Annotated in this window: 10 protein-coding genes and 2 pseudogenes; all 12 read left to right on the top strand. The window is 58.7% G+C overall.

What is annotated here, in order from left to right; translation table 11 throughout:
- Nucleotides 1–1,065 (top strand): annotated as a pseudogene (locus LD28_RS22590) (IS3 family transposase); the annotation flags it as partial.
- Between the two features lie 858 nt (nt 1,066–1,923).
- Nucleotides 1,924–2,427 (top strand): type VI secretion system contractile sheath small subunit, encoded by a 504-nt coding sequence (tssB, locus tag LD28_RS0116865; RefSeq protein WP_033138097.1) that lies wholly within the window; start codon nt 1,924–1,926, stop codon nt 2,425–2,427.
- Between the two features lie 37 nt (nt 2,428–2,464).
- Nucleotides 2,465–3,946: a type VI secretion system contractile sheath large subunit gene (gene tssC / locus LD28_RS0116860; protein ID WP_033138096.1), complete on the top strand. Its 1,482-nt coding sequence runs from the start codon at nt 2,465–2,467 to the stop codon at nt 3,944–3,946.
- Between the two features lie 6 nt (nt 3,947–3,952).
- On the top strand, nt 3,953–4,384 hold the full coding sequence (gene tssE / locus LD28_RS0116855; protein ID WP_033138095.1) for a type VI secretion system baseplate subunit TssE: 432 nt from the start codon (nt 3,953–3,955) through the stop codon (nt 4,382–4,384).
- Between the two features lie 3 nt (nt 4,385–4,387).
- Nucleotides 4,388–6,154 (top strand): type VI secretion system baseplate subunit TssF, encoded by a 1,767-nt coding sequence (gene tssF / locus LD28_RS0116850; protein ID WP_033138094.1) that lies wholly within the window; start codon nt 4,388–4,390, stop codon nt 6,152–6,154.
- Complete coding sequence (gene tssG, locus LD28_RS0116845) at nt 6,118–7,116, top strand: type VI secretion system baseplate subunit TssG (protein ID WP_033138093.1); 999 nt, start codon at nt 6,118–6,120, stop codon at nt 7,114–7,116. The genes tssF and tssG overlap by 37 nt, the downstream gene beginning before the upstream one ends.
- Nucleotides 7,117–7,156: 40 nt before the next feature.
- Nucleotides 7,157–8,392, top strand: coding sequence for a type VI secretion system-associated FHA domain protein TagH (gene tagH / locus LD28_RS0116840; RefSeq protein ID WP_033138092.1), 1,236 nt, complete (start codon nt 7,157–7,159; stop codon nt 8,390–8,392).
- Nucleotides 8,392–8,907: a type VI secretion system lipoprotein TssJ gene (tssJ, locus tag LD28_RS0116835; protein WP_019444945.1), complete on the top strand. Its 516-nt coding sequence runs from the start codon at nt 8,392–8,394 to the stop codon at nt 8,905–8,907. Before tagH ends, tssJ begins: the two co-directional genes overlap by 1 nt.
- Before the next feature lie 2 nt (nt 8,908–8,909).
- Nucleotides 8,910–10,244, top strand: a complete 1,335-nt coding sequence (gene tssK, locus LD28_RS0116830) for a type VI secretion system baseplate subunit TssK (protein WP_033138091.1) — start codon at nt 8,910–8,912, stop codon at nt 10,242–10,244.
- Nucleotides 10,245–10,267: 23 nt separating this feature from the next.
- Nucleotides 10,268–11,047 carry a type IVB secretion system protein IcmH/DotU gene (gene icmH / locus LD28_RS0116825; RefSeq protein ID WP_033138090.1) on the top strand — a complete coding sequence of 260 codons (780 nt, stop codon included), beginning with the start codon at nt 10,268–10,270 and terminating at the stop codon, nt 11,045–11,047.
- Nucleotides 11,048–11,067: 20 nt separating this feature from the next.
- Nucleotides 11,068–13,710 (top strand): type VI secretion system ATPase TssH, encoded by a 2,643-nt coding sequence (gene tssH / locus LD28_RS0116820; RefSeq protein WP_033138089.1) that lies wholly within the window; start codon nt 11,068–11,070, stop codon nt 13,708–13,710.
- Nucleotides 13,711–13,712: 2 nt separating this feature from the next.
- A pseudogene (locus LD28_RS0116815) lies at nt 13,713–14,134 on the top strand (sigma-54-dependent Fis family transcriptional regulator); the annotation flags it as partial.

Here is a 14,134-nt window from a genome sequence, read left to right as displayed (position 1 = left end):
CACTGGATGTCGGTGAAACCGTGCTCCGTCGCTGGGTTCCGCAACTGCAATCCGAACGAACCGGCACCACCCCTATCAGCAAGGCGCTGACTCCGGAGCAGCAGAAAATCCAGGAGCTGGAAGCCCGCATCAATCGGCTCGAGCGCGAAAAGGACATTCTAAAAAAGGCTACGGCTCTCTTGATGACGGACGAGTTCACACGTACGCGCTGATAGACCAATTAAGAGAGCAAGCCCCCATCACCCTGGTCTGCTGCGCTTTCGATGTTCCAACATCCTGTTTTTACGACTATCTGGCTCGCAAGCGGACGATTAACCGTGAGCGGATACAGCAACGCAGCGAGTTGCGCCGTTTGTTTAAAGGGATCCGGGACTCGGCAGGCAGCCGTGCCTTGATGTCGATGATGCGGGCGTTGGGGTACCAGATTGGTCGATTCAAAGTACGTAACCTGATGAAGGAAGCCGGGCTGGCATCCAAGCAGCCGGGCGCACACCGTTATAAGGTGGCACGGTCTGAACGACCGGACATTCCCAATCTGCTGGCCCGCGAATTTGGTGTTCCGCAAACCAATCAGGTGTGGCGATATCACCTACGTCTGGGCAGGTGCTCGTTGGCATTACCTGGCTGTGGTTCTTGATCTTCATACCCGCCGAGTCGTGGGCTGGGCGATGCCTGACAAGCCTGATGCAGCGCTGGCCATCACAGCACTGGAGATGACCTATCAGCAGCGGGGTTACCCATCCGGTGTGCTGTTTCACTCAGGCCAGGGCAGTCAATATGGCAGCCGGGCATTTCGGCAACGACCGTGGCGCTATCGCATGACCCAGAGCATGAGTCGTCGTGGTAATTGCTGGGAGCGTCAACGCCCCGATTGAACGATTGTTCAGAAGCTTGAAGTCAGAGTGGTTCCCGGTAACGGGATACATGAGCCTACGGGAAGCGAAGCGGGATATCAGTAATTACCTGATGGATTACTACAACTGGCGCCATCCACATCAACACAATGACGGGATGCCGCCAGCAAAAGCCGAGGTTAGGCCTAACCAAGTGTCCGGATTTAGTTGACCACTACAAGGTGATCTTTGTATCGGCCAAATCGGGGATGACAAGTATTGTCATCGGGTAGGTTTGGTGGTGGGCATCTCGCTGCATAAAAGTACGGAAGTATGCAAATGCACTCTGTGGTGAGCTCAATGCACAGGGCACTTTTCGTCAATAACGAAACTGAGATGAACCTGATTATGATATTTCATGGTTAATGCGGCAATTATTGACGCACGCCTTAGTAGGTGTTTGATATAATTCGATATCTGTGATGTTGGGCTAAAGGTGTAGAGTTCACTATTGACATGCACGGGATATCTCCCTTGATTGCACGACAGAATTTTTTGTGATGGCTGGTCACAAGCTATTAGCCTTCGGTCAGAGTTCACGGATCACTTAAATTGTTATTAATAATCTCTTTGCTTACCAGTAAGTGTGTCTATTGGCAATAGATTCAGGTGTCTGGCTTCGATGCGTCAATTTTTGTCATTTTCTTGCGTAATGATAGCGAGAGTATGTTGCGCTGGTATTTGTTAGCGTTTTTTTCATGGTTTTTGAGTGTGTGGCGGTCGGTAGATATGCTACATGTCATTATTTTTTAAGTTTTTTATGGGTTGCTCTCCCGATTGCGAATCGGGGAGGATTTTAGTTTCACTAACAGAAAACAAGAGAGATTCGCAGAGAAGGTAAGTGCCAAGCAGGCTGTATGGCGGTAGTTTTTTGATATGTAATTACATATTAAAGCCGTTGCTCTATTTATGGTTTTTCCTGATTGAATTGGTGGTGATGTTCAACTGTCATTTATTACAGTTGTCGCTAGTGATATTAGCTATAAGCTTTTCTTCTTCTGATAAAACCTTACAAATCGGGTACTAGAGCATGGGAAAAGGAATTGACGGCGCTACCGTCGCGCCCAAAGAGCGTATTAATATCAAATATGTACCGGCAACTGGTGGTCAGCATGCGGAAATTGAACTTCCGCTGACCATGATGGTGGTTGGTAATATGAAAGGACGCAGCGAGGAGACTCCCATTGAGGAGCGTCAGACCGTCTCCATCGACAAGAATAATTTCTCATCTGTCATGAAAGAATCCGCACTGGAACTGAACTTCTCCGTTCCCAATCGCCTGGAAGAGAACAGCCAGGACGAGCTGCCGGTTTCGATCAAGATCCAGTCTCTGGATGACTTCACGCCTGATAGCGTGGCCCAGCAGGTTCCCGAGCTGCGCAAACTGCTTGAACTGCGTGAGGCCTTGGTTGCCCTGAAGGGGCCATTGGGAAATATCCCTTCCTTCCGCAATCGTTTGCAGGATCTGCTGTCCAGTGATGAAGCTCGTGAGCAACTGCTCAAAGAGCTGGATTTGATTAAGCCTGCCGAGTGATCGGCTGGTTGTATTGACTGACGAGAAAGGAACAAACATGTCTTTGGTCGAAGAACAGGTTCAAGCGGGGGCGGGTGCTGCCTCCTCGTCCTCTTTGCTGGATGAAATCATGGCACAGGCTCGCATCACGCCGGTTGATGAGGGTTACAGTGTTGCCAAGCAGGGCGTTGCTGCCCTGATCGCCAATATTCTGGATAGCGGTTCTACCGCCGAGCCGGTTAACAAGGCGCTGGTTGACAGCATGATTGTCGAGCTCGACAAGAAGCTCGGCAAGCAGATGGACGTTATCCTGCATGCCAAAGCGCTGCAGGAGATGGAGTCCTCCTGGCGCTCCCTCAAGCTGCTGGTAGATCGCACCGATTTTCGTGAGAACATCAAGATCCAGGTGCTGCACGCTACCAAGGAAGAGCTGCTGGAAGATTTCGAGTTTTCCCCCGAAATCACCCAATCCGGTCTCTACAAGCATGTCTACTCCAGCGGTTATGGTCAGTTTGGTGGTCAACCCGTTGGTGCCGTGATTGGTGACTACGCCTTCACCCACAGCTCACCTGATATCAAGCTGATGCAGTATGTCAGCGCCGTGGGTGCCATGGCCCATGCCCCCTTCATCTCCTCTGTCGCGCCCGCCTTCTTTGGCGTCGACAGCTTTACCGATCTCTCTTCCATCAAGGATCTCAAATCGGTATTCGAGGGACCGGCTTATACCAAGTGGCGTGTACTGCGTGAGTCGGAAGATGCCCGTTATCTGGGGCTGACCGCACCACGTTTCCTGGCCCGTCTGCCCTATGATCCGACCGAAAACCCCATCAAGGGTTTCAACTATCAGGAAGATATCAGCTCGGATCACGATCACTACCTGTGGGGCAACACCGCTTATCTGATGGGCACGTCCCTGACCGACAGCTTCGCCAAGTACCGCTGGTGCCCGAACATTATCGGCCCGCAGAGTGGTGGTGCTATCCACGATCTGCCGGTGCATGTCTATGAGGCCATGGGTCAGCTGCAGGCCAAGATCCCGACCGAGGTACTGATCACCGACCGTCGCGAATATGAGCTCTCAGAAGAGGGGTTCATTACCCTGACCATGCGTAAAGACACTGACAACGCAGCCTTCTTCTCTGCCAACTCGGTGCAAAAGCCCAAGGTGTTCCCCAACACCAAGGAGGGCAGGGAAGCGGAGACCAACTACAAACTGGGTACCCAGTTGCCCTACATGTTCATCATCAACCGCCTGGCGCACTACATCAAAGTGCTGCAGCGCGAGCAGATCGGCTCCTGGAAGGAGCGTCAGGATCTGGAGCGTGAGTTGAATAGCTGGATCCGGCAGTTTGTTGCCGATCAGGAGAACCCGCCGGCAGACGTCCGTAGCCGTCGTCCGCTGCGCGCCGCCCAGATCAAAGTGCTGGATGTGGAAGGGGAGCCGGGTTGGTATCAGGTCGCCATGTCTGTTCGTCCGCACTTCAAGTACATGGGGGCGAGCTTCGAGCTCTCTCTGGTAGGTCGACTGGACAAGGAATAAGGCCCGATGCCGTATCTCTCTTCCTGGGATAGAGGAAATGCGGCCAGCCTGTTCGATCGTATTCGGGGGGAGGGGCAGAGCCCTTCTCCCCGTTCGGAAGTTGATGAACTGGTTGAGTCTGTCAAACGGCAGCTCGAGCAGATCCTCAACACCCGTCCCGGTAATTGCCGCAGTGCCCCTGATCTTGGTGTCATCGATCTCAATGACGCAACCCAGGGCAGTGCGGATATCAAGGGGCGGATCCGTGAAGCGATCCGGCAATGCATCCGTCGTTATGAACCTCGGATCATTCATGTAGATGTCCGTTCACCCGACCATCAGGCGAGTCCGCTCGAGATGTCGTTTCAGGTGACGGCCCATGTGAAGCTGGAGCATATCGAGCAAGTTACCTCGTTCAACGTCCAAATGGACAGTCACCGTCACTACCGCATGGTCTGATCAATGTCGCTGGAACACTACTTCAGGGATGAGTTGTCCTTTTTGCGCCTGCAAGGGCGCGAATTTGCCGATAGCTATCCCGAACTCACCCGTTTTTTGTCGGAGCAGAATACCGACCCGGATGTGGAGCGCTTGCTGGAAGGCTTTGCGTTTCTCACGGGTAACCTGCGCGCCAAAATCGAGGACGAGTTTCCCGAGCTGACCCACGGTCTGCTCAATATGCTCTGGCCGAACTATCTGCGTCCCGTTCCCAGCATGACCATCATGCAGTTTTCGGTCATTCCGGGGGCCATCGCGCAGCCGGCGTTGGTCAGGCAGGGTTGCCAGCTGGACAGCCTGCCGGTCGACGACGTGACCTGCCACTTTCAGACTTGTCATGATGCCTGGGTCTATCCGGCCGAGATGCGCCAGATCACGGCGCAAAGTGGCAACGATCTCTCCACCATCTCGCTCGATATTGCGCTGCATGCACCCTTGCCGCTCAGCGAGTTGCAGCTGGACAAGCTGCGCTTTTTCCTCGGTGGCGACAGCTACACCGCGTATGAGCTCTACTTCTGGCTCTCCAACCAGCTCTCCCATATCGAGCTGGAGATCGACGGCAAGCGCTTTCGTCAGGAGGCCAAGGCACTCAAATCGGTCGGCTTCGAGCGCGATGATGCGCTGTTGCCCTATCCGAACAATGTCTATTCCGGCTACCGGATCTTGCAGGAGTATTTCTGCTTCCCGGAGAGCTTCCTCTTCTTTGAACTCTCGGGTGGCGAGTGGCCCAAACAGCCGCTGCCGGTGAGTGAATTCAAAATCCATTTCTGTTTCGACCGACCGCTGCCGGCGGAGCTCAAGATCCGCCCTGACTCTTTCATGCTCAACTGCGTGCCGGCCATCAACCTGTTCCAGCACGACAGCGAGCCGGTCAATCTCAACGGCCGTCAGGCGGAATACCCGCTCAAGGCGAGCTATCGCTATGCTGACAGTTTCGAAATTTTCTCGGTGGATCAGGTTGAAGGCTGGGTTGAGGGCAATCTGGGCCGCTCCCGCGGTACGCCGCGCATCTATCAGCCGTTCGAAAGTTTTCAGCACCAGATTGAGCGGGCCAAGCAGCGGTTGGCGCTCTACTACCGGGTGCGGGTCAGGGAGTCGGTGATCGGTGATGGTTTCGAGCACAGCCTCTCGTTTGTGCGGGGGGATGAAACCACCACGGTCGATCTGGATGAATCCATCTCGGTGACGCTCACCTGCACCAACCGCTCCCGCGCTGCCCGCCTCAAGGTGGGCAGTATCTGCGTGCCGACCGGCAGCTCGCCGTCGTTTGCCACCTTCCGCAACCTGATCCGGCCGACCCGGCCGCTGCGTCCGGCACTGGATGGCAGTTTGCACTGGACCCTGATTTCCAACCTGTCGCTGAATTATGTCTCTCTGCTACGCCGGGATGCCTTGGTGCAGGTGCTGCGAACCTATGACTTTCCCGCTTTGCACGACAAGCAGGCGGAGCAGGGGTCGCGCAAGCGGCTGGCGGGGATCGAGGAGATCGAGACCACGCCGGTGGACAGGCTGGTGCGCGGCATGCCGGTACGCGGGCTCAAGTCGGTGCTCTCCATCCGTCAGTCCGCCTTTGGCAGCGAAGGGGAGCTCTATCTCTTTAGCACCGTGCTGGCCCACTTCTTCTCGCTCTATGCCAGCGTCAACGCTTTCCACCTGCTTGAGGTGGTCAATCTCGATAACAAGGAGCGCTATCAGTGGCCAGTCCAGATCGGTCAGCACTCCCTGATGTGAGCGCCACCAACGAGGCGCCCCGTTTCAATTTCTTCCAGCTGGTTGAGCTGCTCAACCGGCTGGATGGTGCCGATCAGGAGCGTGGTCTCGACCACCTGCCGAGTGACGAGAATATTCGTTTCAAGGCGACCGCATCGCTGGGGTTTCCCACCAGCGACGTGCTGCAAATTGGCCGCGACGGCAAGGGACGTCACGAGCTGGAAGTAGCCTTTCTGGGTCTGCACGGCAGCCAGTCGCCGATGCCCGGTTATTACCTCGACTCGCTGGCGTGGGAGTACGCCCAGGGGGAGCAGAAACTCGGTCTTTTCCTGGATTTCTTCCACCACCGCCTGCTGACCCTGCTGCACCGGATCTGGCGCAAGTATCGCTACCACGTCCGTTTTCAGGACGACGGTGAGGATGGGTTCTCCCGCCTGATGTTTGCGCTGGTGGGGCTTGGCAATGACGCCGTGTGCCAGAGCCTGCCGGTCAACCGCGCCAAGATGCTCTCCTATGCGGGCATGCTGGCCAGTCCCAGCCGCTCTCCCGAGGTGGTCGCCGGTCTGGTGGCCCACTGCTTCGATCTGGCGGATGTGGAGGTGAGTGCCTGGCAGTGGCGCAAGGTCCCCATCCATCCGGAGCAGCAAAACCGCCTGGGCGGCGCTTGCGCCACGCTGGGCAGCGACTTCGTGATCGGTGACAAGGTCAATGATTGTGCCGGCAAGTTTTTATTGAAAATCAATGATCTGAGTTTTAGCCAGTTTCTCGGATTTCTCCCGAACGGAGAGCATTTCCACGCCCTGGTGACCTTTGTCTCCTTCATCTTGCGAGACCAATTGGCCTGGGATCTGCGGCTTGGCTTCGGTCAGGAGCAGGCCAAAGGACTGCGACTCGGTGAAGAGCAGAGTGCCCGTCTGGGGTGGAGTACCTTTCTTGGCCAACCGCCGAGTGACCCGTTCGTGACGATCTGTGTACAGGAATAAGCACAGGAAATTCAGTGTAGGAATACGTGCAGGAGTGAATGTGGACGACTTTAACCAGCAACTATCTCTGGTGGTGCTTAACAGTGAGCAGCTCGACGGCAGCCAGCAGGTGCAATATCGCTTCGACGAGATGGGGGGCACATTGGGCTCCTCCGAACAGGATGACTGGCAACTGCGAGACAGGCTGGGGGCGGTGATGCCAGCCCATGCCCGCGTCGAGCTCAATGACGGTCGTTTCTGCCTGTGCGATCTCAGCGGCCAAACCTACATCAACGGCGCCACCTCGCCCATCGGACGGGCCCGCAAGGTCAACCTCGTGCAGGGTGACGAGCTGATTGTCGGCCCTTTTCGCCTGAGAGCCTATCTCGGTGCCATCTCACCCGAGCAGAGCTTGCAGCAGGTGCTGGGCAACCGTCCGACCGAGCAGCTTGATGAGTGGCTGGCCAGCGATCTTCACCACCCCCAGACCTTGGATGATCCACGAGCCCTTGCGGTCGACCCCCTGCTGGCATTGCAGCAGGAGCGTGCGGCCCCGAGTCCGCTGGTGGATGCCCGCCTGCAGGCTCAACCGCATTTTCAACCGGATATGGACACCGTATCCCTCGCCCCATTTTCTGCCGCCGAGAACACCATGAACCAAGAATTTCTGGATATGCCCACCATCGAGAACCACCCCGACTTCCAGCCGCAAGAGGGCGTTGATCACGTCGCTCTGACCCCGCTGATGCGCGGTTTGGGCCAGAACCTGCAACTGCAGGACACCCGGCAGGCCCACGACATGCTCGAAGAGATGGGCAAGACAGTGCGCGCCATGGTGGAGGGGCTGCTGCAACTGCAAAGCGATCAGGCTGCGCTGGCAGACAAACACCTGCGCCCCATTGAGGACAACCCGCTGCGCCTTGGCCTCGATTATGACGAAACTCTGGCGGTGATGTTTGCCGAGCAGAAGAGCCCGGTGCACCTGACCGCACCGGCGGCGGTGGCCGAGAGTCTGCGCAACGTGCGCATTCATCACGTGGCGAACCAGCAGGCGATTGGCGCTGCGCTGGACAGCATCCTGCAGGCCTTCTCGCCCGAGGCGCTGCTCGGCCGTTTCGAGCACTACCGTCGTACCGGTGCCCCGGGTGTGGCCGACGAAGGCTGGGCCTGGAACATGTACCAGCACTACTACCGCGAGCTCACCTCAGCCCGTCAGCAGGGGTTCGACAAGCTGTTCCATCAGGTCTACGCCCAGGCGTATGACCAGGCCGTGCGTCAGCAACAGGGACTGATTTGATGATACGTGCACTGTGGTTTGGGGCCTGTCTGCTGGCCCTGGCCGGTTGTACCACCATGGGCAAGATGGCCGATGTGGCCATGAACCCGGATATTCAGGTGGGGAGCAATGATGACCAGCCCTCCACCCTGGGGCTGAGCCTGTTGGCTGAGCCTGACGTCAACCCCAACGAAAGCGGGGAGGCGGCGCCTATCGAGTTTCAGGTGGTGCTGCTGGCCGAAGATTCCAAGCTGCTCGCCACCGATTATGACCAGGTGACGGCAGATGTAGAGAAGGCCCTTGGCAAGAACTACCTGGATCATCAGGACTACACCCTGCTGCCCGGTCAGTTCAAATACCTGCCCCCCGTCAAGCTTGACGAGAAGACCCGTTACATCGGCGTGATTGCACGGTACGCCGATCCGGACAGCGCCGAGTGGCGCAAGGTCATCAAGGTCAAGAGCAAGGGGACGGCCTATCAAATCCTGGTGCACCTGCGTCTGGATGAAGTGGAACTACAAAAAGAAGAAGAATAATTATGTCGAGTCGAAATCGGGTTATCTGGCGTGAAGGGCTCTTTATCAAGCCCCAGCACTTCCAGCAACAACAGAGACATTCAGATTACGCGCTGCACGCGCGTTTGAGCGCGCTGTCCGACTATTTCTACGGGCTGCAGTCCCTCGCCATCAACGAGGATTACCTCGGTTTTGGCCGGATCGCCTTGGTGGGGGCTACCGGCATCCTGCCGGACGGCACCGTCTTCAACATCCCGAACGATGATGTGCTGCCGACCCCGCTGGAGATCACCGATGCCTCGGTGGCCAACCAGAAGGTCTATCTGGCGCTGCCGCTCTCGGTGAGCGGGGTCAACGAGGTCAATCAGGGCGGTCAGGTGGCCACCCGGCTGCAGGCCCATCGCCACGATGTACGGGATCTGCACAGCGAAGGGGGCGACGTGGTCTCCCTCGAAGTGGGGCGGGTCAGCTTGCGGTTGATGCTGGAGCGGGAAGATCGCAGCGCCTACGCGTCCCTCGCCATCGCCCGCATTCTGGACAAGCGCCCCGACGGCGGTCTGGTGCTCGATCCCAACTTCATGCCTTGCAGCATCAGCGTCTCTGCCATTCCGACCCTCAAGCGCTTCCTCGGCGAATCGGCCGGGTTGGTGGCCGAGCGGGCTCGCAGCCTCTCCCTGCGCATCGCTGCGCCGGGGCAGCAGGGGGTGGCCGATGTGGCCGAGTTCATGATGCTGCAACTGCTCAACCGGGCTCAGCCCCAGCTCTCCCATCTGGCGCGCCTTGGCACCCTGCACCCGGAGCGGTTGCACGAGGCGCTGGTGCAGCTCTGTGGCGAGTTGATGACCTTTACCGACGAGTCCCGTCTGCCCCCCGAGTTTGCCGCCTATCGTCATGACGATCAGCAGGTGAGCTTCGAACCGGTGATGCTGGCCCTGCGTCAGGCGCTCAGTACCGTACTGTCGCCACGCGCTGTCTCCATCCAGCTGCGCAAGCACCAGTACGGCGTCATGGTGGCCATGGTCAACGAAAGCGAGCTGATGCAAAGCGCCGACTTCGTGCTGGCGGTACGTGCCCGCATGCCGCAGGAGCAGCTGCGCAAGCAGTTGCTGCAGCAGACCAAGGTGGCGTCGAGCGACAAGATCCGCGAACTCATCAGCCTGCAGTTGCCCGGCATCCCGCTGCTGCCGCTGCCGGTGGCGCCGCGTCAGTTGCCCTATCACGCCGGTTACAGCTACTTCCAGCTCGACCGTCAGAGCCCTGCCTGGCAGATGCTGGCGGTCAGCAACACGCTCGCCTTCCACATTGCCGGCGATTTCCCCGAGCTCGACATGCAGCTCTGGGCCATCCGTAGCCAGTGATCGCATCAAGGAAACAAGCAGAGATGACCACGGACATTATCAACAACGAGCAACTGAGCGACCTGCTGTTCGATCACGCCGAGCAGCTGGACATGGATTCGGACTACTGGTTCCGCCTGCGTGGCCAGAGCATCAACCCGATGATCGATGCGGTGACCCCGCTGCTGGGGCTGGTGCAGCGGGTGCGTCTGTTGTCGCGCTACGACCGGGTGCCCGAGCTGTATCAGCGGGTAGTGACCGAGATCCAGGCCATCGAGCAGGAGCTGATGGCGCAGGGTTACGAGAACGGCGTCGTCCTCTCGTTTCGCTACATCCTCTGCACCTTCATCGATGAAGCGGTGATGGGCCGCGACTGGGGCAGCCAGAGCGAATGGTCTCAGCACTCTCTGCTGGCCCGCTTTCACAACGAGACCTGGGGCGGCGAGAAGGTATTCGTGCTGCTGGCGCGTCTGCAGGAAGATCCGGTGCGCTATCGCGACATCCTGGAGTTCATCTATCTCTGCCTGTGCCTCGGTTTTGAGGGGCGCTACAAGGTGATGAGCCAGGGCCGTGACGAGTTTGAACGGATCGTCAAGCAACTGCACAAGCAGTTGTCACTCGAACGTGGCGGCGAGGCACCCAGCGTGTTTCATCTCGATCTCGGTCAGCAGGCGTCTCGCTATCAGCTGCGCAAGCAAGTCTCCCTGCGCACCCTGTTTATGGGGGGCGCGCTGATCCTGGCCATCATCTTTGGCCTCTATCACCACCAACTCAATAACCAGACCCAGGACGTACTGCGTCAACTGGGCGAATTATTAAAATAAATACTTAAGGAGAGCACGCCTTGATTCGTATAGAGCTACCGGTACTGGTGGAAAGACTCAACCCCATCTGCCGTCACATGCTGGAGGAGGCCGCGGCCCTCTGTGTCAATCATCAGGGCGCCGAGATCCGCATCGAGCACTTGTTGCTGAAGATGCTGGAGACTCCCCTCTGCGATGTGCGCCAGATCCTCAAACGGGCCGAGGTTGAGGTTGAAGAGTTAAAAAATCTGCTGCAACCCTCGGCGGCCGATAACGGTTATGGTCAGGGTTATCCCTCCTTCTCGCCGCTATTGGTGGAGTGGCTGCAAGACAGCTGGCTGCTCGCCTCTGCCGAACTGCAACACGGCCAGCTGCGCAGCGGCGTCATGCTGCTGGTGCTGCTGATGACCCCCCAGCGTTACCTGCCGGGCTCGGTGACCCGTTTGCTTGCCAACGTCAATCGCGAGCTGCTGCGCCAGCAGTTCGACGAGTGGGTCAAAGATTCTGCCGAGACCCAAGTGACCGTTTCTGCCAACGGTACTTCGACTCAGGCCGCATTGCCGAGCGACGCCACCCTGCTGGGCCGCTTTACCGTCAATGTTACCGAACAGGCTCGTCAGGGCTCGCTGGATCCGGTGCTCTGCCGGGATCACGAGATCGACCTGATGATCGACATCCTCTCCCGTCGCCGCAAAAACAACCCCATAGTCGTGGGGGAGGCGGGCGTCGGTAAAAGTGCCCTTATCGAGGGGCTGGCCCTGCGCATCGTCGCGGGTCAGGTGCCGGAAAAATTGCGCGATGTGGAGCTGATGACCCTGGATCTCGGCGCCATGCAGGCGGGCGCCTCGGTCAAGGGGGAGTTCGAGAAGCGTTTCAAGGGGGTGATGCAGGAGGTCAAGGACGCCGTACGACCGGTCATCCTCTTTATCGATGAGGCCCACACCCTGATCGGGGCGGGCAATCAGGCGGGTGGGCTGGATGTCTCCAACCTGATCAAACCCGCGCTGGCCCGGGGCGAGCTGCGCACCATCGCCGCCACCACCTGGGGCGAGTACAAGAAGTACGTGGAAAAAGATGCCGCCCTGTCGCGCCGTTTCCAGCTGGTGAAAGTGGGTGAGCCCAATGCCGAGGAGGCCACCGTGATCCTGCGCGGTCTGCGCAGCATCTACGAGAAGGCTCACGGGGTGCTGATTGACGAGGAGGCGCTGCAAGCCGCCGCTCAGCTCTCCGCCCGTTATATCTCTGGCCGTCAGCTGCCGGACAAGGCTATCGATGTACTCGATACCGCCTGTGCCCGGGTGGCCATCAACCTGACCACGCCGCCGCGCGCGGTCAGCCACCTGCAAAACGAACTGCGCCAGCGTGAGCTGGAGATCCGTCAGCTGGAGCGCCAGAGCCTGATCGGTCTGGGTGACAACGATGAGCGCCTCGCCGAACTGCAAGCGGCCCAGCAGACCTGCCGTGACACCCTGCGTGAGCAGGAGGCCCATTGGCAACAGCAACAGGGACTGGTGCATCGAATTGTCGAGCTGCGTGCCGCCCTGCTGGCCGATCAGCAGGATGAGATGCTGGCCAAAGAGGCGCTGGATCTGGCCGATGCGCCGCTCGATCCGCAAGCGGCCGCCGAGCAGCTTGCCGGGCTTGAGCGCGAACTGGCCGAGCTGCAACAGGGTGAGGTGCTGGTCTCTGCCCATGTCGACAAGACTCAGGTCGCCGCGGTGATTGCCGAGTGGACCGGAGTGCCGCTTAATCGCATCTCCCAAGGTGAGCTCGATGTGGTGACCCGTCTGCCGGAGTACCTTGGCGAGCTTATCAAGGGGCAGGATGTGGCGGTGGCCCACCTGCACAAACACCTGCTGACCGCCCGTGCCGACCTGCGTCGTCCGGGCCGTCCACTGGGGGCCTTCCTGCTGGTGGGGCCAAGCGGAGTCGGCAAGACCGAAACCGTGTTGCAGATTGCCGAGCTGATGTTTGGCGGTCGCCAGTATCTGACCACCATCAACATGTCCGAGTATCAGGAGAAGCACACTGTCTCCCGCCTGATCGGCTCCCCTCCCGGCTATGTCGGTTTTGGCGAAGGGGGCGTGCTGACCGAAGCCATTCGGCAGAAACCCTACTCGGTGGTGCTGCTGGATGAGGTGGAAAAAGCGCACCCGGACGTGCTTAATCTCTTCTATCAGGCGTTCGACAAGGGCGAGCTGGCTGATGGGGAAGGGCGGATCATCGACTGCAAAAACGTGGTCTTCTTCCTCACCTCTAACCTCGGTTTCCAGACCATCGTCGAGCATGCCGAGCAGCCCGACGTGCTGCTGGACGCGCTCTATCCGGAGCTGGCTGCCTTCTTCAAACCGGCCCTGCTGGCGCGGATGGAGGTGATCCCCTACCTGCCGCTCGGTCACGACACCCTTGTGCAGATCGTCGGTGGCAAACTCAACCGGCTGGTCAAGCTGCTCAAGGAGCGTTTCGGTGCCGAGGTGGTGCTGGAGAGCGAGGTGGCCGAGGAGATCCTGTTGCGGGCCAACCGCAGCGAGAACGGTGCGCGTATGCTGGAGTCCGTCATCGATGGCGCCCTGTTGCCGCCGGTCTCCCTGCAACTGCTGCAGCGCCTCTCGGCCGGTGAACCCATCAACCGGGTGCGCTTCTCGGTGGCCGATCACCAGTTTGTAGCCGAGGTGGAGGGCTGACCATGGAGCAAGCCCTCGCATTCGCCCTCGCGCTTACCTCGCAACGGGATGAACAACATCTCTGCCACTGGTGGAGCTCGACCCTCAATGCCAGCTTCAAGCCCAAAGGTCTGCTGCTCGGCATGCTGGACGTGAGCGGCCGTCAGCTGGAGTGCAAAGGGTGGGTCAAGGGGCAGGAGGTTGCGCTGGCGCTGGCGGTGGATGATTTCTCCCATCCACTCGCCTATGTGCTGCACAAGGCGCAATCCCGCACCTGGGACTCCCTCTACGGTGGCGCCCGCATCGAGCATGCCGGATTTCGCGCACTGCTGGCCAACCTTGGCCAGCAGTGCGGCCTGCACGCTTTTCCGCTCAATGATGGCAACGGCAAGCCGTTTGCCGTGCTGGCGATGATGGACAGCGGCGATGTGCTGCAGGAGTGGGC

Origin of the sequence: Aeromonas finlandensis, assembly GCF_000764645.1 — a bacterium.
GTDB classification, from domain to species: domain Bacteria; phylum Pseudomonadota; class Gammaproteobacteria; order Enterobacterales; family Aeromonadaceae; genus Aeromonas; species Aeromonas finlandensis.
Note: the sequence above shows the minus strand (reverse complement) of the source record. Positions and strands in the feature narration are given on the sequence as shown.